This window comes from Enterococcus sp. DIV1444a (genome assembly GCF_051712125.1).
In the GTDB taxonomy this organism is placed as follows: Bacteria; Bacillota; Bacilli; order Lactobacillales; family Enterococcaceae; genus Enterococcus; species Enterococcus faecalis.
Genome location: NZ_JBIOOG010000001.1, coordinates 238113 through 262500 on the forward strand (window position 1 = coordinate 238113; position 24388 = coordinate 262500).

Annotated in this window: 19 protein-coding genes and 1 rRNA gene (1 of these 20 running past the window's edge); 18 read left to right on the plus strand and 2 right to left on the minus strand. The window is 39.6% G+C overall.

The annotated features are described in order from the left end of the window. Nucleotides 1-6 precede the first annotated feature (6 nt). Nucleotides 7-303, minus strand: a complete 297-nt coding sequence (locus IGI87_RS01315) for a hypothetical protein (RefSeq protein WP_002356244.1) — start codon at nt 301-303, stop codon at nt 7-9. Between the two features lie 172 nt (nt 304-475). Between IGI87_RS01315 and IGI87_RS01320 the strand changes: the two genes are divergently transcribed. The 5 genes from IGI87_RS01320 to IGI87_RS01340 all read left to right on the plus strand — a co-directional run bounded on the left by IGI87_RS01320 (nt 476) and on the right by IGI87_RS01340 (nt 6069). After that, nucleotides 476-1189: an NAD-dependent protein deacylase gene (locus IGI87_RS01320; protein ID WP_438736085.1), complete on the plus strand. Its 714-nt coding sequence runs from the start codon at nt 476-478 to the stop codon at nt 1187-1189. Between the two features lie 4 nt (nt 1190-1193). After that, nucleotides 1194-2039: a chorismate mutase gene (locus tag IGI87_RS01325; protein WP_280211820.1), complete on the plus strand. Its 846-nt coding sequence runs from the start codon at nt 1194-1196 to the stop codon at nt 2037-2039. A gap of 10 nt (nt 2040-2049) precedes the next feature. Further along, the gene (locus tag IGI87_RS01330; RefSeq protein ID WP_280211821.1) at nt 2050-2562 is read left to right on the plus strand and encodes a transcription repressor NadR; all 513 of its coding nucleotides are present in this window, start codon (nt 2050-2052) and stop codon (nt 2560-2562) included. A gap of 227 nt (nt 2563-2789) precedes the next feature. Beyond that, nucleotides 2790-4301, plus strand: coding sequence for a glucosaminidase domain-containing protein (locus tag IGI87_RS01335; RefSeq protein WP_317095837.1), 1512 nt, complete (start codon nt 2790-2792; stop codon nt 4299-4301). Nucleotides 4302-4578: 277 nt separating this feature from the next. Next, the gene (locus tag IGI87_RS01340) at nt 4579-6069 is read left to right on the plus strand and encodes an aldehyde dehydrogenase family protein (RefSeq protein WP_104855128.1); all 1491 of its coding nucleotides are present in this window, start codon (nt 4579-4581) and stop codon (nt 6067-6069) included. Nucleotides 6070-6295: 226 nt separating this feature from the next. On the opposite strand, the gene IGI87_RS01345 is transcribed toward IGI87_RS01340, so the two are convergent. Then, the gene (locus IGI87_RS01345; protein WP_104855129.1) at nt 6296-7279 is read right to left on the minus strand and encodes an L-lactate dehydrogenase; all 984 of its coding nucleotides are present in this window, start codon (nt 7277-7279) and stop codon (nt 6296-6298) included. A 335-nt stretch (nt 7280-7614) separates the two neighbouring features. Between IGI87_RS01345 and pth the strand changes: the two genes are divergently transcribed. From pth to IGI87_RS01410, 13 genes are all read left to right on the plus strand, one after another. Further along, entirely contained in the window at nt 7615-8181 is a 567-nt protein-coding gene (gene pth, locus IGI87_RS01350) for an aminoacyl-tRNA hydrolase (protein WP_113795063.1), read from the plus strand. Between the two features lie 19 nt (nt 8182-8200). Beyond that, a complete protein-coding gene (mfd, locus tag IGI87_RS01355; protein WP_438736086.1) occupies nt 8201-11740 on the plus strand; it encodes a transcription-repair coupling factor in 3540 nt (1179 codons plus the stop codon). 15 nt (nt 11741-11755) lie between these two features. Then, nucleotides 11756-13345, plus strand: a complete 1590-nt coding sequence (locus tag IGI87_RS01360; RefSeq protein WP_438736087.1) for a putative polysaccharide biosynthesis protein — start codon at nt 11756-11758, stop codon at nt 13343-13345. Between the two features lie 14 nt (nt 13346-13359). Further along, nucleotides 13360-13623 carry an RNA-binding S4 domain-containing protein gene (locus IGI87_RS01365; RefSeq protein ID WP_002356255.1) on the plus strand — a complete coding sequence of 88 codons (264 nt, stop codon included), beginning with the start codon at nt 13360-13362 and terminating at the stop codon, nt 13621-13623. A 254-nt stretch (nt 13624-13877) separates the two neighbouring features. After that, complete coding sequence (locus IGI87_RS01370) at nt 13878-14357, plus strand: FtsB family cell division protein (RefSeq protein ID WP_002419125.1); 480 nt, start codon at nt 13878-13880, stop codon at nt 14355-14357. A 44-nt stretch (nt 14358-14401) separates the two neighbouring features. Further along, nucleotides 14402-14881, plus strand: a complete 480-nt coding sequence (locus tag IGI87_RS01375; protein WP_104855133.1) for a S1 domain-containing RNA-binding protein — start codon at nt 14402-14404, stop codon at nt 14879-14881. 85 nt (nt 14882-14966) lie between these two features. Beyond that, nucleotides 14967-16355, plus strand: coding sequence for a tRNA lysidine(34) synthetase TilS (gene tilS / locus IGI87_RS01380; RefSeq protein WP_438736088.1), 1389 nt, complete (start codon nt 14967-14969; stop codon nt 16353-16355). A gap of 18 nt (nt 16356-16373) precedes the next feature. Beyond that, the gene (gene hpt, locus IGI87_RS01385; protein WP_002356260.1) at nt 16374-16919 is read left to right on the plus strand and encodes a hypoxanthine phosphoribosyltransferase; all 546 of its coding nucleotides are present in this window, start codon (nt 16374-16376) and stop codon (nt 16917-16919) included. 93 nt (nt 16920-17012) lie between these two features. Further along, a complete protein-coding gene (gene ftsH, locus IGI87_RS01390; protein WP_104855135.1) occupies nt 17013-19169 on the plus strand; it encodes an ATP-dependent zinc metalloprotease FtsH in 2157 nt (718 codons plus the stop codon). A 161-nt stretch (nt 19170-19330) separates the two neighbouring features. Continuing rightward, entirely contained in the window at nt 19331-20227 is an 897-nt protein-coding gene (hslO, locus tag IGI87_RS01395; RefSeq protein WP_438736089.1) for an Hsp33 family molecular chaperone HslO, read from the plus strand. A gap of 11 nt (nt 20228-20238) precedes the next feature. Then, nucleotides 20239-21237 (plus strand): tRNA dihydrouridine synthase DusB, encoded by a 999-nt coding sequence (dusB, locus tag IGI87_RS01400; protein ID WP_104855137.1) that lies wholly within the window; start codon nt 20239-20241, stop codon nt 21235-21237. Nucleotides 21238-21330: 93 nt separating this feature from the next. After that, complete coding sequence (gene lysS, locus IGI87_RS01405; protein ID WP_002359372.1) at nt 21331-22827, plus strand: lysine--tRNA ligase; 1497 nt, start codon at nt 21331-21333, stop codon at nt 22825-22827. A gap of 649 nt (nt 22828-23476) precedes the next feature. Further along, nucleotides 23477-24388, plus strand: a 16S ribosomal RNA gene (locus IGI87_RS01410) (it continues 649 nt past the right edge of the window).

The following is a 24388-nucleotide window of genomic DNA, read 5'->3' on the forward strand; positions in this document are numbered from 1 at the left end:
TTTTACTTAAGCTTTGACAGCTTTTGGTTCACGACCTAAAATAGCTTGAAGAACAGTCAATACACCTAAAGAAGCTAAAATTGTATAAATTAGACTTGAGTAAGTTAAGATACCGAAATCCCAAGTTTTGTAAACTAATAAAACAATTGCTAAGGCGATAATAGCGATAACGTTGAAGAACGCAAAAGCCCAAAGATTTCCGTTTTCTTTACGAGAAAGATAAAAAACAGAGAACCAAATGCTTAAAACGCCCCAAGCGATGCAGGCAATAATTGCAGCCCAATAAATAATAAATGCGACCATTGTTGTTTCACCTCACTTTTACTCATGCATATTTTACCACGAGTTGAGAAATTTGTCACAAACTCTTTCAAGATAAATCAATATATAGGTAAGAAGTTTTCAAAAAGTGGAAAAACTTTTGGTGCTAATGTTAAAATACGTTATAATATAGAAGATTAGGAGCTGAATCAATATGCAAGATATCACGCAAACTGAGGCAATTCATTGGTTGGCAACCCAACAAAAAATCACATTTTTAACAGGTGCGGGTATCTCGACAGCCTCAGGTGTGCCAGATTATCGTTCCTTAAAAGGTGTCTATCAAGGAATCCAGCAACCGGAATACTTATTGAGCCGGACTTGCTTAAAAACTGAGCCAGAAAAGTTTTATCAATTCGTTAAAACGCTCTATCATCCAGACGCACAACCTAATATCATTCACCAGAAAATGGCACAATTAGAGCAAATGAAACGGGGAAAAATTGTTTCACAAAATATTGATGGGCTTCATCGAAAAGCAGGTAGCCAAGAAGTGGTGGACTTTCACGGTAATTTATATGAATGTTACTGCCAAACTTGTGGTGCAACGGTTCCTTGGCAAGACTATTTACTTAGTGATCGGCACGCAGACTGTCATGGACAAATCCGTCCAGCTATTACTTTGTATGAAGAAGGATTATCAGAAGAGGCAATCGAAAAAGCCATTCAGGCCGTTGCTTCTGCCGACTTAATCGTGATTGTCGGTACGAGTTTTCAAGTGCATCCGTTTTGCGATTTGATTCATTATAAACAACCAACGGCAACTATTTTAGCCATTAATCAAACGCCGCTATTTTTACAACAACCTTATTATTTTTTAGAAGCGAAAGCCGAAACGATATTTGCAGAATTAACGATAAAGGAGTAACGGAATGGAAGAATTTAAATCAGAAAAAGAAAAAATGATCGCCGGCGCATTATATTTTGCCTCAGATCCTGAATTAGTGGCTGATCGCAAAAAAGCCCGTGAACAAATGGCGTTAATTAACCAACAACCAGACACTTATATTCGTCGTCAATTAATAGAAGAAACGTTTGGAAAAGTGGGTGTCGGAACTTATATCGAACCGATGATTCAATTTGATTACGGCTACAACATTTCTGTGGGGAAAAATTTCTATGCCAATTTTAATAACGTTTTTTTAGATGTTTGTCCAATCGAAATTGGCGATAACTGTATGTTTGGCCCCAATGTGCAACTTTATACAGCTGAGCATCCATTACAAGCGGCCAAGCGTAATAGCGGAATGGAATCAGGGAAACGAATTATCATTGGCAACAATGTTTGGATTGGCGGTGGAGCGATTCTCCTTCCTGGTGTAACATTAGGCGATAATGTAGTGGTGGCAGCAGGCGCTGTTGTGACCAAATCGTTCCCAGAAAACTGTGTCATAGCAGGTAATCCAGCAAGGATAATTAAAGAATTGACTGAAGATGACGCCCCAACAACTTCTTTAGAACAACAACGAGCAAAGATTAACCAAATCGATAAGGAACTGGTCCGTTTATTAGAACAACGGATGGATGTCGTCGCAGAGATTGCTGCAGTGAAAAAGAAAGCAGGGCATGCGGTTTTTGACTCTGAAAGAGAGCGACAAGTGTTAGAAACTATTCTGAATCATGTTGAAAATGCCGAGTATGAAGAAACATTATCTGAGACTTTCCAAGGAATTATGGACGCCTCTAAACGTTTCCAAGAAAAACATTTAGGAGAGTGAGGCTAACGTCGTGGATGGAGAAATCAGAAGAAGAGAGATTGTTAAAAGATTAAGAGAGACCGAAAAGCCAATTAGTGCTACTCGTTTTGCAAAAGCTTTTGATGTCAGCAGACAAATTATTGTAGGAGATGTCGCTCTATTACGGGCGACAGGCGTCGAAATTGTCGCAACAGCTCGAGGGTATATGTTGGAACAACCTTTAGAAGGAATTGAGCGGAAAATTGCTTGTCAACATACGCCTGAACAAACGAGAGAAGAATTGTCAGTCATTGTTGCCAAAGGTGGAGAAGTGGTAGATGTGAGTATTGCACATCCACTTTATGGGGAATTAATCGGTAGTTTGCGCATTCAAACAGAGAAAGACATTGATAAATTTATGGATAAGTATCAAAAAGAGCATGCTACATTACTATCAGTTTTAACAGGAGGCGTCCATCTGCATACTATTCGCTGTGCAGACGAAGAAACTTTCCAAGAAATCAAAGAGGCGCTTCGAAAAAAAAGTATTTTGTTTGAAGGATAACGAGAAAAAGAGAGGATATTGATGTTTGTTCAAGTCCTTTCTTTTTTTTCTTAGAAAATTACCAAAAAAAGATAGAAGAATTTGTGAATTTTCTTCTATTTTTTTAACTTTTTGCTAGAAATTTTTTATGAAACAGTATACTATTAAAAAAGGAGCCATTTAAACAATAACTATGTCAATTATTATGTTGGTACATAAAAATAAATGGAGAAAAATAAAAAAGGAGAATGAGTATGAAAAAACAATTTGCCCTGTTCTCTACCTTATTACTTTTAGGTTCATCAGTGCCAGTAGGTGCATTTGCAGAAGGTAATAACTTGGTAGCTGAAAATAGTTCTGTCGCAGAAACAACCGCAGAAGCAACAACTGCTGAAGCCACTGAAACGACAGCGACTAGTGAAACAACAGAAGCGACAGAAGAAACAACAACTGAAACAGAAAGTTCAACCGAATCAAGTACATCTGCAACCACGGAGTCCACGGAAACGTCAGGAACCGAAACGACAGATTCCACAACGGATTCAACATCCACAAGTACGACAGAATCGACTACTGATTCCACCTCAACGAGTACAACAGAGTCAACCACAGATTCTACGTCAACAAGTACAACTGAATCAAGTACCACGCCAACGACCACACCAAGTTCTTCTAAAGAACAGCCAAAGCCTGGCACGAGTACTTCTGAATCAAAACAGCCGGCGAAACCAGTGACACCTACCGCGCCAGCTAAAAAGCCAGTAGAGCAACCAGCAGCGTCAACACCGCAGCCTGAAATAGTCCCGCCGGTTACAAATGAAACGGTTGGGTTAGTGGAAGACGATGAGACGTTTACGGTCAGCAAAACGAAGAAGACAGAAGAGTTTATTCAAGAAATCGGTGAATCTGCTCGGAAAGTGGCTAAGGACAAAAACTTATATGCTAGTGTGATGATTGCTCAAGCAATTTTAGAAAGTGGCAGCGGCAATAGTAAATTAAGCCAGAAACCAAACTACAATTTGTTTGGTATCAAAGGCGATTACAAAGGTCAATCTGTTTCTTTTATTACCTATGAAGACAATGGTTTCGGTAACCTATACACAGTAGAAGCAAAATTCCGTCAATATCCATCGTATAAAGAATCGATGGAAGATTATGCGAAATTGTTGAAAAATGGTTTAGATTCCAATAAAGATTTCTATCATGGTGTCTGGAAAACAGAAGCTAAATCATACAAAGAAGCGACACGTTTCCTAACAGGAAAATACGCAACGGACAAAGATTACCATAAGAAATTAAATGCGTTAATTAAAACATACGATTTAACTTATTATGATAAAGAAAAAGCAACCGTCGAACCAATGGAATCAAATTTCCCAGCCTATAATGGCAAAAACTATGACACCTTTAATAGTTATGCTTGGGGCAACTGTACACAATATGTCTATAACCGTATTACGCAATTAGGTAAACGTGTGGACTTAACAATGGGGAATGGTCAAGATTGGGGCGAAACAGGTCGTGCACGTGGGTACAAAGTAAGTCGTACACCAAAAGCAGGCGCAGCGGTTTCCTTCCCAGCTGGTGTTTTAGGCGCGGACAATACTTACGGTCATGTCGCATTTGTGGAAAAAGTCTTTAAAGATGGTAGCATCTTAATTTCTGAAATGAATGTGAAGGGATTAAACGTTGTTTCAACACGTACAATCTCAGCCGATGAAACACATTTAATGAACTATATCGTTCCAAAAGATAAATAAAAAAATCAGCTCTTTGTCAATAAGAACGGATGAGTTGGAAAAATCAAAGTTAGCACTGAAGAATCAATTTTAATTCTTCAGTGCTAGCTTTTTTTTGTGACAAAAGATCGCTCAAATAAAGTTTAATACATTCAGTTATTGCCAGAAGGTTTCAGATCTGGGTGAGTTAGCAACAGTCGCCGAGAGCTATATTTTTTTTTGGTAGAATCATTTACTTTTAGGTGGAAGATGTCTTATAATTGTAAGCGGATACAAAAATGAAAGAAGAGGTGGTTAAATGAGCAAAAAAGAAATAAATCAAGTAGTTGCCAGTCGCTATCAATTGTATATTAATGGAGAGTGGACCACAGGTAGTGGTAATAAAATGATTGCTAGTTACAATCCTAGTAATGGCGAAAAATTAGCAGAATTTGTAGATGCCACAAATGAAGATGTGGATCGAGCTGTAGAAGCAGCTCAAGAAGCGTTTCAGACCTGGAAAGATGTTGATGTTGTAACAAGAAGCAATCTTTTATTGAAAATTGCTGATTTGATTGAAGAAAATCAAGAACATTTAGCTATGGTGGAGACTTTAGATAATGGAAAACCACTTCGGGAAACGCGATCGATTGATGTCCCTGCCAGTGCAGACCATTTTCGGTATTTTGCTAGTGTGATTCGTGGAGAAGAAGGGTCTGTCAAAGAATTTGATAAGGATACGTTATCCATTGTTGTGAAAGAACCCATTGGTGTCGTTGGTCAAATTATTCCGTGGAATTTTCCATTGCTAATGGGTGCTTGGAAATTAGCGCCAGCGTTGGCAGCAGGTAATACTGTTGTGATTCATCCATCCTCGAGCACATCATTAAGTCTGTTGGAATTGTTTAAGATTTTTGATCAAGTCTTGCCGAAAGGAGTAGTGAATTTAATCACCGGTCGTGGTTCTGATTCAGGAAATTATATGTTGGCACATCCAGGTTTTGATAAGCTAGCTTTTACAGGTTCAACAGAGGTAGGGTACACTGTCGCTAAAGCCGCGGCCGACCGCCTAATTCCAGCCACTTTAGAACTTGGCGGAAAATCAGCCAACATTATTTTTGAAGATGCCAATTGGGAACGAGCATTAGAAGGTGTGCAGTTAGGGATTTTATTCAATCAAGGGCAAGTTTGTTGTGCTGGGTCTCGTGTGTTCGTTCAGTCAGGTATTTATGATCAATTTGTAGAGGCTTTGAAAGAAAAGTTTGAACAAGTAAAAGTTGGTTTCCCGTGGGAAAAAGATGTTGAAATGGGCGCTCAGATCAATGAGCATCAATTGGAAGAAATTTTAAAATATGTCGAGATTGGTGTGAAAGAAGGAGCTACACTGATTACTGGTGGGCAACGTTTAACAGAAAATGGGCTAGACAAGGGGGCTTTTTTAGCACCTACGTTATTAGCAAATGGCACGAATACAATGTGCGTGGCCCAAGAAGAAATCTTTGGTCCTGTTGCAACAGTGATTAAATTTGAAACGGAAGAAGAGGTCATTCGTTTAGCTAATGATTCTGAATATGGTCTAGGTGGTGCCGTCTTTTCTCAAGATATCAATGTGGCATTACGGGTTGCTCGTGGTGTACGGACAGGTCGGATGTGGGTCAACACATACAATCAATTGCCTGCGGGCGCGCCATTCGGTGGTTATAAAAAATCAGGAATTGGTCGAGAAACGCATAAATCAATGCTAGATGCTTATACGCAAATGAAAAATATTTACATTGTGACAAAAGAAGAAGCAGATGGACTATATTAAGTAGTGTAGTGAATTTTAGATAACAAATTTATTTTTGGGGATTGTTATTTTTCGAGTTAAACAAAATAATAATTTTTTGAAAAAATTTGGCGATGAGTAAAGTAAAACAGATTAAAAGTAAAGCCTGGTGCAAAAATCGCTTTGGATTTTTGTACCAGGCTTTAAAGCTGAGTAACAATAGTGTTCACTCTTGGTTGCTTTTAATTTTCGACTATTGTAGAAGGAGTTATTTTGCTTCTTCTGCTTCAAATTTAGCAAAAGCTGTTGCAATAACTTCTTTTAATGCAGAAGCAGAAGCTTCCATTTTTTCTTGTTCAGCATCTGTTAATGGAATTTCAATGACTTGTTTAACTCCTTGGCGGTTGATGATCGCTGGTGCACCGATATAAATATCGTTTTGACCATATTCGCCTTCTAAATAAACAGATAATGGTAACACAGAGTTTTCATCGTTTAGGATCGCTTTAGTGATACGCGCTAGTGCAACCGCGATCCCATAGAAGGTAGCTCCTTTTTTCTCGATGATTGTGTAAGCAGCGTCACGTACGTTGAAGAATAAGTTAACCATTGCTTCTTCATCGACGTCAGGATTATTTTTCACCCATTCGTAAATTTGTAAGCCAGCGACATTCGCATGTGACCAAACTGGGAATTCTGTATCTCCGTGTTCACCTAAGATGTAGGCATGGACATTTCGTGCATCAACATCAACTAATTCGGCAATTGCTTGACGGAAACGAGCAGAATCTAGTGAAGTTCCTGAACCAATTACTCGTTCTTTCGGGAAACCAGAGAATTTCCAAGTTGAATAAGTCAAAATATCGACTGGGTTTGCTGCAACTAAGAAGATACCGTTGAAACCAGAATCAACAATTGTTGTAACGATTTCTTTATTAATTTTCAAGTTTTTATGAACTAAGTCTAAACGAGTTTCGCCTGGTTTTTGAGGCGCGCCAGCTGTTAAGACAACTAAGTCTGCATCATGGCAATCGTCATAAGTAGCTGCATAGATTTTTTTAGGAGAAGTAAATGCTAATGCGTGGGATAAGTCCAACGCGTCTCCTTCAGTTTTTGGTACATTAATATCAATAATCCCAACTTCTTGAGCAATATTCTGAGTTACTAAAGCAAAGGCATAGCTAGAACCTACGGCACCGTCCCCGACTAAAATTACTTTTTGGTGATCTTTATTCCCTGCGGCTGCAGTCATGTGTACCATTCCTTCCTCTACATTCTTTTTCGTGAGCAACGAGTTTTTATTTCCTGTTGCTAAAGTGATAGTAACATAGTTTGTAAAAAATGTCACGAACTTTGATTGTAAAAATGATACAGTTTTCAGACCTGTTTCAAAATGGTAGCTCTTACATGTGCGTAATTTCACTATCTTGTGCATATTTAAATTTCTAAAAATTTTTTTTACATCTTTCTTAATCTTCAAAGACTGCGAGTTTTTTTATTTCTATGGTATAATGAGTAAAACTGGGTAGCGCATACGCTTCCCAGCCATTTTGTGTTGGCAAGCTTATAATCCAAGGAGAATGAAAGATGAAAGTAATCGTAGGACTGGGAAATCCCGGTAGTAAATACAAAGAAACAAAACACAACATTGGCTTTATTACGCTAGATGAAATTGCGTATCGGCAAAATGTTTCGTTTAATAATAGTAATTTTGAAGCAGATATTGCAGAGTTTTTTATAGGAACTGAGAAAGTATTATTAGTGAAACCATTAACATTTATGAATGAATCAGGTCGCTCCGTTGGTCCGTTATTGACCTACTTTGGGGTAGATGAGGAAGACTTGATTGTTATTTATGATGACTTAGACTTAGACGTCGGTAAAATTCGTTTACGACAAAAAGGTAGTGCTGGCGGGCACAATGGGATAAAAAGTCTGATCGCCCATTTAGGAACAAATGTCTTTCCTAGAATTAAAATTGGTATTGGTCGGCCCTCAAAAAATGATACAGTTATCCACCATGTACTAAGTACTTTTCCCAAAGAAACACACGAAGAGATGTTGCTTGCCGTAAAAAAAGCAGCCGATGCCGCTTTATATGCATGCGAAGGTCATACGTTTGTTGAGACAATGAATCAATTTAATGGAAAATAGCAGAAAGGAGGGCCCTTATTTGAATATTATCGAACGAATTAGCCAAACAGAAATTGCAAAATCATGGCGCAGTCAACTAATGACAACGGGAACGCGCCAACTAATTACTGGGTTATCAGGCTCTGCTAAAACATTACTGATGGCAGGTGCTTTACAAAAGACGCATCAAAAAATTGTTATTGCGGTTCCCAACCTATACTATGCCAATCAATTAGTAGATGATTTTTTAAATATTTTACCTTCAGAACAAGTTCATCTATTTCCAGTAGATGAAGTGTTATCCGCCGAAATGGCCTTTTCTTCACCAGAAGCGCGCGCAGATCGAGTGAGTGCGTTAAATTTCCTGATGACAGCGAATGCAGGAATCGTGGTCGTACCAGTGGCTGGACTACGAAAATATTTGCCAACGAAAGAAACGTGGCAAAATGCGCAGCTTCATTGGGAAATCGGGACAGAAGTAGAACCTGAAATCCTCGCGCAACGCTTAGTGTTAATGGGCTATGAACGCCAATCAATGGTCGGAAAGCCCGGCGAATTTAGTATTCGCGGAAGCATTATTGATGTCTATCCGCTAAATGCCGAATACCCTGTTCGAGTGGAACTGTTTGATGTTGAAATTGACTCAATCCGTTATTTTGAAGCAGATACCCAACGTTCATTAGAAAATCTTGAAGAAGTAACGATTTCACCAATGACTGATTTAGTGTTCTCAAAGGCAGATATGAATCATGGCATGATGAGGTTACGAGATGCTCTAGAAAAACGTTTAGCGACAGCTAAAGATCAAACGGAGACCGATTTTTTAGAAGAATATTTTGGTCAGTTGCTGTTTTCTTGGGAACAAGGGATTCCTACAGAAAATGCTCACTATTATACAGATTTTCTGTACCAACAAAAAACTACGCTGTTAGATTATTTACCAGAAAACAGTTTGCTTTTTGTGGATGATTATTCTCGTATGATGGAAACGGAACGGGAGATTGCTAGAGAGGAAGCGGAATGGCAAACCCTAAAAATTGAAGAAATGCGCGTGTTTTCTGAACAAACTTTTGGCGTAGACTTTCATGATCAATTGCGAAAAACCGCACGAAATACGACCTTCTTTTCACTTTTCCAAAAAGGAATGGGGAATCTTCGTTTCCAAGAAATCCATAATTTCCAATATCGTTCAATGCAACAATTCTTCGGTCAAATGCCGTTGCTAAAAGCGGAAGTGGACCGTTGGCAAAAGCAAAACCAAACGGTCGTTGTTTTTGTTCCTACGAAAGAACGGATTCAAAAAGTCGAAGAGCTATTTCAGGACTTTGACATACCTAGCGTAGTCAGCAATTGGGATCAGCTGTTAGATGGACATGTCCAAATTGTTCAAGGGGCATTACAAACAGGGTTTGAATTACCTAAAAACAAATTAGTGGCGATTACGGAAAAAGAAATTTTTCATACAACGACCAAAAAACGGGCACGTCGTCAAACAATCTCCAATGCAGAACGGTTGAAAAGTTATAGCGACTTAAAAACGGGCGATTATGTCGTTCATGCGAATCACGGGATTGGTAAATATATTGGTATGGAAACCTTGGAAGTTGATGGGGTCCATCAAGATTACATGACTATCTTGTACCAAAATGATGATAAATTGTTTATTCCAGTAACGCAATTGAACTTGATTCAAAAGTTCGTTGCCTCTGAGTCTAAAACGCCGAAAATTAACAAGCTAGGCGGCAGCGAATGGACGAAAACCAAACGAAAAGTTGCTTCGAAAATTGAAGATATCGCGGATGATTTAATCTTACTTTATGCAACAAGAGAATCGGAAAAAGGCTATGCTTTTCCGCCAGACGATGCGTATCAAAAAGAATTTGAAGAGGCTTTTCCGTATTCTGAAACAGATGATCAATTACGTAGTGCGGCCGAAATTAAACACGACATGGAAAAATCTCGACCAATGGATCGTTTGTTAGTTGGCGATGTAGGGTTTGGTAAAACAGAAGTGGCTTTACGAGCGGCCTTCAAAGCTGTTAGCAACAATAAACAGGTCGCCTTTTTAGTGCCAACAACTATTTTAGCGCAACAACATTACGAAACGATTCAAGAGCGGTTTGAGGGCTTTCCTGTAGAAATTGGTTTATTAAGTCGTTTCCGCACGAAAAAACAGCAAAATGAAACAATTGAAAAAATTAAACATGGCCAAGTAGATATTGTGATCGGTACCCATCGCTTATTGTCGCAAGATATTAATTTTAGTGATTTAGGCTTGTTGATTATTGATGAGGAACAACGGTTTGGAGTGAAACATAAAGAACGACTAAAACAATTGCGTTCACAAGTGGATGTCTTGACGTTAACAGCAACACCAATCCCAAGGACCCTTCATATGTCAATGTTAGGTGTCCGTGATTTATCCGTCATCGAAACCCCACCAGAGAATCGTTATCCGATCCAAACGTATGTCATGGAAAATAATCCTGGGGCGATTCGGGAAGCGATTGAGCGAGAAATGGCCCGAGATGGCCAAGTCTTTTATTTATACAACCGAGTAGATACGATTGAACGAAAAGTTGAAGAGCTACAAGCGCTAGTTCCAGACGCACGAATTGCGTATGCACATGGTCAAATGACAGAAGTTCAACTCGAGAATACTTTGTTTGATTTTATTGAAGGACAATATGATATATTAGTCACTACAACGATTATTGAAACAGGAGTAGATATTCCTAATGCCAATACCTTGTTTGTAGAAAATGCGGACTACATGGGCTTATCCACGTTGTATCAATTACGTGGTCGTGTGGGGCGTAGCAATCGAGTGGCCTATGCTTATTTTATGTACGAACAGCAAAAAATCCTAAACGAAGTTAGCGAGAAACGTTTAGAAGCAATTAAAGACTTTACGGAATTAGGTTCTGGGTTCAAAATTGCGATGCGTGACCTTTCCATTCGAGGGGCCGGAAACCTTCTTGGTGCCCAACAACATGGCTTCATTGATTCGGTTGGGTTTGATATGTACTCACAGATGTTATCTGAGGCAGTTGCTCGTAAACAAGGAAAAAATATCCAAGACCAAAAAACGTCTGTTGAAATTGATTTGGGCATTGATGCTTATATTCCAGGAACGTACATCACAGACGAACGACAAAAAATTGAAATTTATAAACGGATTCGTCAATTAGAAAATATGGATATGTACGAAGAATTAGAAGCGGACTTGTTAGACCGCTTTGGAGAGTATCCTGACGAAGTGGCGCATTTATTAACCACTGGCCGTATCAAAATGGATGGCGACCGTGCCTTGTTAGAAAGCATTCGCAAACGCGACCAAAAAGTCAAGTTTGTGTTAAGCAAAATTGGCACAAAAACATACTCTGTGGAGCAATTGTTTGAAGCGTTATCGGCAACCAACTTAAAAGCGGATCTAGCAGTTGAGAAAGAACAAATGACTATTTCCTTGAAGTTGCCGAAAGATTGTAAAGAAGCTGTTTGGATTCAAGAAATTGCTGCTTTTACAACTGCATTACGACAAGAAAAATACAAACATTCGCAAGAAACGGATTCCCTTTAAAAGGAGGCCTAGAAGATGGCACAAAAAGAAATGCAACGAATGATGCAAGGTGCCGTTGTGTTAACCATTGCTTCCTTCATTGCAAAAGTGTTGAGTGCGTTTTATCGCGTTCCTTTTCAGAACTTTGTAGGGGATGAAGGATTTTACGTGTATCAGCAAGTTTATCCAATCTATGGGATTGCGATGACATTAGCGTTGTCAGGCTTACCGCAATTTATTTCCAAAATTGTCGCTGAACAACCAGATATTCGGAGTCAAAAACAAGTATTGCGTCAACTATATCCCTATGTGTTATGGTTAGCGATTGCTTGTTGGGTCTTCTTTTTCTTTGGTAGTCAAGAAATTGCTATTAGTATGGGGGATGCTGCGCTCCAACCATTGATGGAAGTTGTTTCCTTTACCTTTTTACTCGTTCCAATTCTTTCCTTCTATCGTGGGAATTTTCAAGGACATTTGTTGATGGTGCCTAGTGGTATTTCGCAAGTGATGGAACAGTTTGTGCGTGTCGGGGTTATTCTAGTAGCTGCGTTGTCCTATCATTACTTTGGTGGCTCCATTTACCAAACGGGGACGGTGGCCATGAGTGGTGCGTTGGCTGGCGGTGTCTTAGCGGTACTTGTCTTATGGTACTACAATCGAAAAATTCTTAGTGGAAGTACGGAATACTTGCATCAATGGAAGATTATGCCTCAAACCAAAGGACTATTTAAACGTTTAATGATTGAGGGTGGTTTGGTCTCTTTATATAGTGCTTTTCTGATTCTATTTCAATTAATTGATTCCTTTAAAGTAAAAAATGCCCTCATGCTTTTCGGGCTCTCTGATTTAGCTGCGAAAGTGGATAAAGGAGTCTATGACAGAGGACAACCACTAGTTCAATTAGGTTTGGTGATTGCTTTAGCTTTAAGCTCAACCTTTTTACCAGGTTTGACAAAATATTTTATGAAAAAAGACCGTCAACAATTTTTACAAGTTGCAAAAATCTTTTTGCGTCTTACCACAACCTTAGCATCGGCGGCTTCGATTGGTCTGATGATGTTATTGCCGTACATGAACTTTACACTTTTTAAAGATTATAAAGGCAACGATGTTTTAGGGGTGTATGTTTTATCCATCGCTTTTATGGCCATTATTCAGGCTTACCAAAGTATTGAACAAAGCCGCAATCGTTTTAAAGGGCCTTTAGTGGCAGCCGGTGTGGGTTTATTAGTGAAATTACTGACAACAGGCTTTTTCACCCTTCGTTGGGGAACATTAGGTGCTAGTTGGTCTACTATTCTTGGGTTGCTGGCGACGTTATTCGTTTTAGTCCGACAATCGGATGCAGCGATTAATTGTTTTGTTCGAGAACGAAACTTTTTGAAAAAACTGTTGCTTAGTTTAGCAATCATGATGCTGTCGTTATTGGTCTATCAAGGAATTATCTCCATCTTGTTCCAAGGTGTGCATCACCGAAGTCAAGCGTTTTTCGTTACAGTTTTAGGCGTTGCAGTGGGTGGTACAGTTTTTATTAGCACCATCATTAAGTTAGAATTATTTACGATACGTGAATGGTTAAGTTTACCGTATGGCGCAAAAATTTTACGGATGAGACAAAAAAAATAAAAGAGGTGAATGTGATGCGGTTAGATAAATTTTTAAAAGTTTCTCGCATTATTAAAAGAAGAACAGTTGCCAAAGAAGTCGCTGATAAAGGTCGGATTCAAATCAACGGAGTCTTAGCCAAATCTTCTAGTACTGTGAAGATTGGTGACCTTGTCAAAATTCAATTTGGGAACAGAATTTTAGAAGTAGAAGTCCTGCAACTAAATGACTCTACGAAAAAAGAAGATGCCACAAAAATGTATGAAATAAAATCAGAAACACGTGTCTCTGAAGAATAAGTAGGTGAGGATGGAGCGCTTGGCAAGTTCATTGAAAAGATGAATATTCCAAGCGCTTCATCCTTTCAGCGTTTTAATGAAACAGACGCGCCACTTTTGAAAAAAATTAATAAATCAACCACTGTTATTTCAAAAGCAAAGAATATTTCAGAAAAAAGCTTGATTTTCTTTAACTTCTCTGAAATTAACATTAGACAAGGTTCTTAGATGTTGGTATAATAAAACGGACAATCCAAAGCGAGTGGAGCGAGACGATGGGAAAGAATGAAAAAAACTCGAAGAAAGTTGCGGCATTGGAAAATGACTACACGAAAGAACAGTATGTCGAATTCCAAAAACAACAGAAACAATTGATTTTTAGACGCAGACGCTTGGCAGCGATTTTTCTCGTGGCCTTCATTATTTTTGCCTTTTCTGGCATCCAATTGATGAAAGATTATCATCGCTTAGGTGCTTTCAAACAAGAACGAGCAGATGCAATTGCTGAATCCGTAGCAGTTGATAAGAAGGTCAAGGATCTAAAAAAAGACGTTGCTTTGTTAAAAGATGATGATTATGTGGCAAAATTAGCACGTAGCCGTTTCCTTCTCTCAAAAGAAGGCGAACAGATTTATCCCACACCAGAACAAATGAAAAAAACACAGATTTCTGGAGCGGAAGAAAGCAAGAGCAGTTCAGAAAAAAATAGTCAATCACAGTCTTCAACTGAAACAACTAAGTCTTCAGCTGAATAAACTGCAATTATAATTAGGGAAAAAATAGGAGGAACAATTTTTTTATGTCAATCGAAGTAGGAGCTAAATTGCCAGGAAAAGTGTCAGGGATTACTAACTTTGGTGCATTTATTGATTTAGGAGAAGGAAAAACTGGGTTAGTACACATCAGTGAAGTGTCTAATGGATTCGTTAAAGATATTCATGATGTATTAACAGTAGGTGACGAAGTAACAGTGAAAGTAACCTCAGTTGGTGACGACGGCAAAATTGGCTTATCGATCCGTAAAGCGCAAGAGCCAGCAGAAGGGCAACAACCAAAACGTGAATTTCAACGTCGCGAAAACAATTATGAGAATCGTGACCGTAATCCACGCACAGGTGGTAAAAAACCTTTCAATAAACCACAAGCAAATAACAATAACAATAAACAAGATTTTGACTCATTGATGAGCTCTTTCTTGAAAGATAGTGATGACCGTTTATCTTCATTAAAACGTAATACTGAAGGCAAACGTGGCGGACGTGGCGGACGTCGCGGCTAAGCATAAACAAATAGGGGGACTGGGGATAACGATTGGGTTATTTCTCGGTTCCTCTTTTATTCTAAGGAAGAAAGAAGGGCGAACAATGTTTTGGCAGTTTTATAAACGAGGAAAAGAACAAGGGTTTTGGCAACCGCATCAAACAATCGTGGTCGCCGTTTCTGGTGGTGTAGACTCCATGGTCCTTTTGACGTTAATGGAACAGGTAGCAGAAAAAGAACAGTTACAATTGGTTGTTGCACATGTCAATCATCAATTGCGAGAAGCGTCGGAAGAGGAGGCGCAATATCTCGCTACCTATTGTCAGCAACGAGAGTTAACGTATTATGAAACACGTTGGGAAGACCCTGAAAAGCAACGGAATTTAGAAGCAAAAGCGCGCACATTTCGTTATGAATTTTTTAAAGAAGTCATGGAAATTGAAGGTGCGGCGGTCTTAATGACGGCACATCATCTAGACGATCAAGCGGAAACGATTTTAATGAAGCTGATTCGAGGAACTAATTTTTCCCATTCCGCGGGCATCAAAGAGAGACGTCCTTTTGCGACAGGGGAATTGATTCGTCCGTTACTTATTTATCCAAAAGAAGAATTGTATCAATTTGCACAACGCCAAGCATTCGTTTATTTTGAGGACGAAACGAACCAAACCAATGAATATTTGAGAAATCGGCTCCGTAATCAGGTTATGCCACTATTAAAGCAGGAAAATCCGCAATTCTTAGATCAGATTGCTTCTTTTAGTAATGAACAACGTTTTGCCCAAGAATTTATTCAAGAACAAATTGATCCTCAATTATCTGAAGCCTTAGAACCGACCAAACAAGGCTGGCGCATTCCTTTGAAGAGATTATTAAAAGAAACGCCGGCGTACCAACACTTCTTTTTAACCGCGTTTTTCCAGAAAACATTAGTGCCATTAGGAGTTTCGTTAAATCAACGCCAGATGACACAAATTTTAAAAGTGTTGAATGATGAACGCCAACCGCAAGGCTCGATTATGTTAGAACAGCAATGGCAATTGGCTAAAAGTTACGATTGGCTGTGCTTAGAACAAAAACAGGCTGCACTGCGAGAAGAAGTCACGCACTTATTAGTACCTGGCGCGGGGATTTATTTATCGGAAACCGAGTGGCTAGGATTAATTGCGACAGACAAACCGTTTCCTCTTCCAGAAGAGATTAATCAATGGACGGGTCAGTTGTTAGCAATTCCGTTGACCACAGCCACACCTTTGACCGTTCGTCATCGCCAAAGTGGTGATCGGATTACATTAAAACCAGGGTTTACGAAAAAATTAAGCAGAGTTTTTATTGATCAAAAAGTGCCAAATGAAGCGAGAGAGAGTGCTTGGGTCATTACGGATGAGCAAGAGGAAATCATTTGGGTACCAAAATTTGCAAATTCCTATTTGAGTATTCCTTTAGAAACTGATAAAATACACTACAGACTCCTTTTTAAGACAAAGGAGTAATGCTGAAAGGAGCGCACTATGATAGAAAAAGATATTGAGAAAGTCCTAATCTCCAAAGAAGAAATTCTTGCGAAGTCTGCAGAGCTTGGCAAGCAACTGACAGAAGAATATCAAGGGAAAAATCCTTTAGTGGTCGGTATTTTAAAAGGTGCCGTACCATTTATGGCTGATTTGACTCGTGAAATCAATACTTATTTAGAATTGGACTTTATGGATGTATCTAGCTACGGCAACGCGACAGTTTCTTCAGGCGAAGTAAAAATTGTCAAAGACTTGGACACAAATGTCGAAGGTAGACATATTTTAATCGTAGAAGATATCATCGATAGTGGTCGTACATTAGCGTATTTAGTAGATTTATTTAGATACCGTAAAGCTGCATCTGTGAAAATTGTTACCTTATTAGATAAACCCGAAGGCCGTGTAGTAGATATTAAAGCTGACTACGTAGGGTTTGACGTGCCTAATGAGTTTGTGGTCGGTTACGGATTAGACTATGCAGAAACGTACCGCAACTTGCCTTATATTGGCGTTTTAAAACCTGAAGTTTACGAATCAAATTAATATCTATCAAGGAATTAATTGTGTTACAATGTAAAGGTCAGGATTGATAAAAGAATAACATGAATTGTAATGATGAGCATAAGGAGGACAGGCATGAACAAAAAGAATAATGGCATGAAAAATGGTTTATACTACGTCTTAGTAGTACTTGCCATGGTCATGGTTGTCTATTTCATTTTTGGAAATAACAACCAACAATCGCCAGATATCGATTACTCAACCTTCCAACAACAATTGGAAGACGGAAAAGTCAAAGACATGACCATTCAACCAACCAATGGGGTCTACCGAATTGAAGGTCAGTATAAAGAAAAACAAGAAGTGAAAGACACAGGTGGTCTGTCATTGTGGGGCTCAACGCAAGCGTCGTCAAAAGGCTTCACAACAACCGTTTTACCTAGTGATACAACCTTAGCTGGCATTCAAGATGCGGCCCAAAATAACAAGGTGAAGCTAGTTGTCAAAGAACAATCAACAAGTGGCGCTTGGTTGTCACTGTTATTTAGTTTCTTACCATTAGTGATTATTTTCTTCTTCTTCTACATGATGATGAGCCAACAAGGCGGTGGCGGTGGCGGCGGGGGCCGTGTGATGAACTTCGGTAAATCAAAAGCCAAAGAAGCCGATAAAAAAGCCAACCGTGTCCGCTTCTCAGATGTAGCTGGTGCGGAAGAAGAAAAACAAGAATTAGTTGAAGTAGTGGAATTCTTAAAAGATCCACGTCGTTTCGCTGAATTAGGCGCACGGATTCCTGCGGGCGTACTATTAGAAGGACCTCCAGGGACTGGTAAAACGTTACTTGCTAAAGCCGTAGCAGGTGAAGCAGGTGTGCCATTTTACTCAATCTCAGGTTCAGATTTCGTTGAAATGTTTGTCGGGGTCGGTGCTAGCCGTGTCCGGGATTTATTTGAAACAGCGAAGAAAAACGCGCCTGCGATTATCTTTATCGATGAAATCGATGCAGTTGGTCGTCAACGTGGTGCTGGTATGGGTGGCGGACACGACGAACGTGAACAAACCCTTAACCAATTATTAGTTGAGATGGATGGTTTTGATGGCAATGAAGGAGTTATCGTAATTGCTGCAACGAACCGTTCAGACGTGTTAGACCCAGCGTTGTTACGTCCAGGTCGTTTTGACCGCCAAATCTTGGTAGGACGTCCAGATGTCAAAGGTCGTGAAGCGATTTTACGTGTTCATGCGAAAAACAAACCGTTAGCTGATGACGTTGATTTGAAAGTTGTTGCACAACAAACACCAGGTTTTGCTGGTGCTGATTTAGAAAATGTCTTAAACGAAGCAGCCTTAGTTGCCGCTCGTCGTAACAAGAAAAAAATTGATGCTTCTGATGTGGATGAAGCCGAAGACCGCGTAATTGCTGGTCCAGCTAAAAAAGATCGCGTGATTAATAAAAAAGAACGCGAAATGGTGGCTTACCATGAAGCGGGACACACAATCGTTGGTTTAGTCTTAAGCCGTGCCCGTGTTGTCCATAAAGTAACAATTATCCCTCGTGGTCGCGCAGGCGGTTATATGATTGCTTTACCAAAAGAAGATCAATTCTTAATGACTAAAGAAGATATGTTTGAACAAATCGTTGGCTTACTTGGTGGACGTACAGCAGAAGAAATTATCTTTGGCGTTCAATCAACAGGGGCTTCAAATGACTTTGAACAAGCAACAGGGATTGCCCGTAGCATGGTAACTGAATATGGAATGAGCGACAAATTAGGACCTGTTCAATATGAAGGAAACCATCAAGTCTTTGTCGGTCGTGATTATGGTCAAACAAAAGCTTACTCAGAACAAGTGGCGTTTGAAATCGATCAGGAAGTTCGCCGTATCTTAATGGATGCTCATACAAAAGCGCATGAAATTATCGAAGCGCACCGTGAACAACATAAACTAATCGCTGAAAAACTATTAGAATATGAAACATTAGATGCAAAAGCAATCAAATCATTATTTGAAACAGGTCAAATGCCTGAAGGTGCTGACAGCGACTATCCTAGTGAAAAAGAAGCGCAAACATTCGAAGAAGCAAAACGTGCTTTAGAAGAAAAAGAAGCACAAAAACAAGTTGAAGAAAAGCAAGACTTTGAAGAAGCGAAAAAAGAATTACATGATGAAGCAGAAGAAGTCAAAGTAGAAAGCGAACAAACAGAAAAAGAAGTCCAATCTGAAGAGAAAAAAGATTCTGATTCAAATTCTGAATATGATCGCAATAACTACGAAGATCGTTATAAATAACCAATTAGTAGAAGGTGCAGTATTTGTCGAGGTGACGAATACTGCACCTTCTATAATATTAAGATATTCTATAGAAGGAAGATTATTTGGTTGAAAAAACACCTGATTCCTAGTATTATCTGACTAATGGACAAAAAAGCACCAAGAGAAGAGGAAAAAGAATGGAAGATTATTTAGTAAAAGCCCTTTGTTATAAGGGTTCAATTCGAGCATATGCTATCAGTGCCACTGAAACTGTTGGCGAAGCGCAAAGAAGACATGATACATGGAGTTCTTCTACCGCAGCGTTAGGACGCACATTGATTGGAGCCCTTTTACTAGGAGCGACTTTAAAAGGTGACGATAAATTAACTGTAAAAGTACAAGGAAATGGCCCAGCTGGCGCTATTGTTGTCGATAGTAATGGCCGTGGAGAAACAAAAGGCTACATTAAAAATCCGCATGTTAGTTTAAAGTTGAATGCAACAGGTAAAATTGATGTACGTGGCGCTGTCGGTAACGAAGGAATTTTCACAGTCATTAAAGATTTAGGATTAAAAGAAACCTTTTCTGGACAAACACCTATTGTTTCTGGTGAAATCGGTGAAGACTTTACATATTTTATGGCGGTCTCTGAACAAGTTCCTTCAGCTATCGGTTTAGGTGTATTGGTGGACACGGATGAATCTGTGAAAGCAGCCGGTGGTTTTATGATTCAAGTAATGCCAGGTGCCGATGAAAGTACCATTGATTTTATTGAACAGCGTCTAGCGGAAGTGCCACCAATTTCACAATTACTAGAAAATGGAGAAACACCTGAACAAGTCTTGTATCGCTTATTGGGAGAAGACGAAGTAGAAATTTTAGAAAAAATGCCTGTGCAATTTAAATGTGACTGCTCCAAAGAAAAATTTGCGACCGCTTTGATTGCCGTGGGGATCGATGAATTAAATGCGATGATTGATGAAGACCATGGAGCAGAAGCAGTTTGTCAATTCTGTAATAATAAATATCACTATAGTGAAGAAGAATTAATTGAACTTCGTGATGAAGCGATTCGCAATACGAATCAAAAGTAGGAGGAAAGACTATGTGGAAAATTGGAGACGTTGAAATCCCCAACCGTGTTGTCGTAGCTCCGATGGCGGGTATTAGTAACGCCGCTTTTCGTGTGACTGTAAAAGAATTTGGCGCAGGATTAGTCGTTTGTGAAATGATTAGTGATAAAGGAATTAAATTAAGAAATAAAAAAACCTTAGAAATGCTATATATTGATGAGCGGGAATACCCTTTAAGTGTACAAATTTTTGGTGGAGACAAAGAAACATTAGTGGAAGCCGCTAAGTTTGTGGAAGAAAATACGCAAGCGGCGATTATTGATATTAACATGGGTTGCCCTGTCAATAAAATAATTAAAGCTGAAGCCGGTGCAAAATGGTTGTTGGACCCGAATAAAGTGCATGAGATGGTTCACGCAGTCTCTTCGGCAGTTTCTTTGCCGGTCACTGTAAAAATGCGAACAGGCTGGGATGAAGATCATCTATATGCTGTAGACAACGCTTTGGCTGCCGAACAAGCAGGGGCTTCGGCAATTGCTATGCATGGTCGGACACGTGTCCAAATGTACGAAGGGACAGCCAACTGGGACGTTTTAAAGGAAGTGAAAAAGCATTTAACCATTCCTTTTATGGGAAATGGCGATGTCAAAACGCCTGAAGATGCCAAACGCATGTTAGAATATGTTGGAGCAGATGGTGTGATGATTGGTCGAGCTGCTTTAGGCAATCCTTGGATGATTCAACGAACAAAAGAATACTTGGAAACGGGTGAATTGATGCCGGAGCCGTCACCAACTGAAAAAATCAACATTGCAAAAGTTCATTTACAACGATTGGTGGACTTGAAAGGTGAAAAAATTGCGGTCCGTGAGTTTCGTCAACATGCTTCATACTATCTAAAAGGAATCTCGCGAGCAGCTAAAGTGAAAGTTGCGATTAACCAAGTCGAAACACAACAAGCAGTTGTCGATTTACTTGATGCCTTTGTCGAGAAGATTTCCCAAGTTGCTGTAACTACTATAGAAGAATAAAAAATTCAAGCCGAAAGTAAAATTCGGCTTGCTTTTTTTCGAATTACTGTGGCATTATTAGGATAGGTTAAAATCAAGAATGGAGGAACAACAGTGGCAGAAGAACAACAAGCGCATTTAGAGGATTTAAATGATCAAATGCTCGTGCGCCGCGAAAAAATGGAAGCTTTACGTGAAGAAGGGATTGATCCTTTCGGTAAACGTTTCGATCGCACTCATAATTCAGCAGAACTTCATGAACAATATGATAATCATACAAAAGAAGAACTTAGTGAAATGAATACAGAAGTCAGCGTTGCTGGACGTATGATGACAAAACGTGGTAAAGGAAAAGCTGGTTTCGCCCATTTGCAAGACCGTGAAGGCCAAATTCAAATTTATGTTCGGAAAGACCAAGTTGGAGACGAAGCCTATGAACTATTTAAACATGCTGACTTAGGCGACTTCTTTGGTGTGACAGGTCAAGTAATGAAAACCAATACGGGGGAAGTTACTGTTAAAGCTCAAACAATTACGTTATTAACTAAAGCTTTGCGTCCGTTGCCAGATAAATACCATGGATTAACGAATGTGGAACAACGTTATCGTCAACGCTACTTGGACTTAATCAGTAACAAAGAAAGCTTTGATCGTTTCATGAAACGCAGTCAAATTATTAGCGAAATCCGTCGTTATCTAGATGGCAATGGCTATGTCGAAGTAGAAACGCCTGTCTTGCATAACGAAGCAGGAGGAGCTGCTGCGCGTCCATTTATCACACACCATAATGCATTAGATATGGACTTATACTTACGCATTGCCCTAGAGTTACATTTAAAACGTTTAATTGTCGGTGGCATGGAAAAAGTATATGAAATTGGTCGTGTCTTCCGTAATGAAGGAATCGATACAACTCATAACCCAGAATTTACAATGCTAGAAGCTTATACCGCTTATACTGATTATCAAGATGTGATGGATTTAACAGAGGGGATTATTCGTAATGCTGCGGAAAAAGTCTTAGGAACTACTGATATTACGTACGATGGTCAAGCTGTTGATTTAGGCAGTCCTTTCAAACGTCTACACATGGTAGATGCGGTCAAAGAACAAACGGGCGTAGATTTTTGGCAAGAGATGACGATAGAAGAAGCCCGTGCGTTGGCTAAAGAACATAATGTAGAAATTACAGATGCCATGACAGTCGGTCACATCATTAATGAATTTTTCGAAACATTTGTAGAAGATACATTGCAACAACCAACATTTATTTATGGTCACCCAGTAGCTGTTTCACCATTAGCGAAGAAAAATCCAGAAGATGGTCGTTTCACTGACCGCTTTGAACTATTTATTATCGGAAAAGAGTTTGCTAATGCATTTACGGAATTAAATGATCCAATTGACCAACGTGAGCGTTTTGAAGAACAAGAAAAAGAACGAGAACAAGGAAATGATGAAGCGCACGGAGTAGATGAAGATTTCATCGAAGCCTTAGAATATGGCTTACCACCAACCGGAGGATTAGGTATTGGGATTGATCGATTAGTTATGTTGTTAACCGATGCTCAATCAATTCGTGATGTTTTGCTATTCCCAACAATGAGATAAAAAAGATGCCTTAAGGGCATCTTTTTTTGTCTTCGCAAAAAATTAAATAAAAAAGAATAGAAAAACAATTGAAACCAATTCTTTTTTTCTAAAAAAATCGAAGATGAGTAATAAAAAGAATGGATAATCTGATAAAAAAACGAACTTTATCTAATCGAATAAGAAAGAATAATCGGTATTGAAAAAAAGTTTAAAAAAAGTGAAAATAATGATTGACCAATGCTTGAAATCTTGGTATATTATTACATGTCGCAAGGCGAGTCACACAGCTGAGCGATTTAGAAATCAATAATTAAATAACAATTCTTGATTTCAAATCTCTCGAAAAAGTTTGAAAAAACAACAAAAAAGTTGTTGACAAATAACAAATGAGATGATAAGATATAGAAGTTGTCACAACAGACAACAACGACCGAGCAAAACAACTTAAAAAAACTTTTTCAAAAAAGTTCTTGACATTCAAACGAAAGTTTGTTATGATATAAAAGTTGCTGCGAGGTAACGTAGACCTTTGAAAACTGAACAAAGAATAGACGAACCAAATGTGTAGGGCGTCTTGATTCAATTCAAGACAACAAACATTTTTAACAAGCAAGCAATATGCTAGCAAACAAATTGAGCTTAACAATCGTAAGATTGTTCTAACTTTTATTATGAGAGTTTGATCCTGGCTCAGGACGAACGCTGGCGGCGTGCCTAATACATGCAAGTCGAACGCTTCTTTCCTCCCGAGTGCTTGCACTCAATTGGAAAGAGGAGTGGCGGACGGGTGAGTAACACGTGGGTAACCTACCCATCAGAGGGGGATAACACTTGGAAACAGGTGCTAATACCGCATAACAGTTTATGCCGCATGGCATAAGAGTGAAAGGCGCTTTCGGGTGTCGCTGATGGATGGACCCGCGGTGCATTAGCTAGTTGGTGAGGTAACGGCTCACCAAGGCCACGATGCATAGCCGACCTGAGAGGGTGATCGGCCACACTGGGACTGAGACACGGCCCAGACTCCTACGGGAGGCAGCAGTAGGGAATCTTCGGCAATGGACGAAAGTCTGACCGAGCAACGCCGCGTGAGTGAAGAAGGTTTTCGGATCGTAAAACTCTGTTGTTAGAGAAGAACAAGGACGTTAGTAACTGAACGTCCCCTGACGGTATCTAACCAGAAAGCCACGGCTAACTACGTGCCAGCAGCCGCGGTAATACGTAGGTGGCAAGCGTTGTCCGGATTTATTGGGCGTAAAGCGAGCGCAGGCGGTTTCTTAAGTCTGATGTGAAAGCCCCCGGCTCAACCGGGGAGGGTCATTGGAAACTGGGAGACTTGAGTGCAGAAGAGGAGAGTGGAATTCCATGTGTAGCGGTGAAATGCGTAGATATATGGAGGAACACCAGTGGCGAAGGCGGCTCTCTGGTCTGTAACTGACGCTGAGGCTCGAAAGCGTGGGGAGCAAACAGGATTAGATACCCTGGTAGTCCACGCCGTAAACGATGAGTGCTAAGTGTTGGAGGGTTTCCGCCCTTCAGTGCTGCAGCAAACGCATTAAGCACTCCGCCTGGGGAGTAC

What these genes read in the sequence shown, in the direction of transcription:
- IGI87_RS01315 (WP_002356244.1), bottom strand. Translation starts at nt 303, where the DNA reads ATGGTCGCATTTATTATTTATTGGGCTGCAATTATTGCCTGCATCGCT.
- IGI87_RS01320 (WP_438736085.1), top strand. Translation starts at nt 476, where the DNA reads ATGCAAGATATCACGCAAACTGAGGCAATTCATTGGTTGGCAACCCAA.
- IGI87_RS01325 (WP_280211820.1), top strand. Translation starts at nt 1,194, where the DNA reads ATGGAAGAATTTAAATCAGAAAAAGAAAAAATGATCGCCGGCGCATTA.
- IGI87_RS01335 (WP_317095837.1), top strand. Translation starts at nt 2,790, where the DNA reads ATGAGTATGAAAAAACAATTTGCCCTGTTCTCTACCTTATTACTTTTA.
- IGI87_RS01340 (WP_104855128.1), top strand. Translation starts at nt 4,579, where the DNA reads ATGAGCAAAAAAGAAATAAATCAAGTAGTTGCCAGTCGCTATCAATTG.
- IGI87_RS01345 (WP_104855129.1), bottom strand. Translation starts at nt 7,279, where the DNA reads ATGACTGCAGCCGCAGGGAATAAAGATCACCAAAAAGTAATTTTAGTC.
- pth (WP_113795063.1), top strand. Translation starts at nt 7,615, where the DNA reads ATGAAAGTAATCGTAGGACTGGGAAATCCCGGTAGTAAATACAAAGAA.
- IGI87_RS01360 (WP_438736087.1), top strand. Translation starts at nt 11,756, where the DNA reads ATGGCACAAAAAGAAATGCAACGAATGATGCAAGGTGCCGTTGTGTTA.
- IGI87_RS01365 (WP_002356255.1), top strand. Translation starts at nt 13,360, where the DNA reads ATGCGGTTAGATAAATTTTTAAAAGTTTCTCGCATTATTAAAAGAAGA.
- IGI87_RS01370 (WP_002419125.1), top strand. Translation starts at nt 13,878, where the DNA reads ATGGGAAAGAATGAAAAAAACTCGAAGAAAGTTGCGGCATTGGAAAAT.
- IGI87_RS01375 (WP_104855133.1), top strand. Translation starts at nt 14,402, where the DNA reads ATGTCAATCGAAGTAGGAGCTAAATTGCCAGGAAAAGTGTCAGGGATT.
- tilS (WP_438736088.1), top strand. Translation starts at nt 14,967, where the DNA reads ATGTTTTGGCAGTTTTATAAACGAGGAAAAGAACAAGGGTTTTGGCAA.
- hpt (WP_002356260.1), top strand. Translation starts at nt 16,374, where the DNA reads ATGATAGAAAAAGATATTGAGAAAGTCCTAATCTCCAAAGAAGAAATT.
- ftsH (WP_104855135.1), top strand. Translation starts at nt 17,013, where the DNA reads ATGAACAAAAAGAATAATGGCATGAAAAATGGTTTATACTACGTCTTA.
- hslO (WP_438736089.1), top strand. Translation starts at nt 19,331, where the DNA reads ATGGAAGATTATTTAGTAAAAGCCCTTTGTTATAAGGGTTCAATTCGA.
- dusB (WP_104855137.1), top strand. Translation starts at nt 20,239, where the DNA reads ATGTGGAAAATTGGAGACGTTGAAATCCCCAACCGTGTTGTCGTAGCT.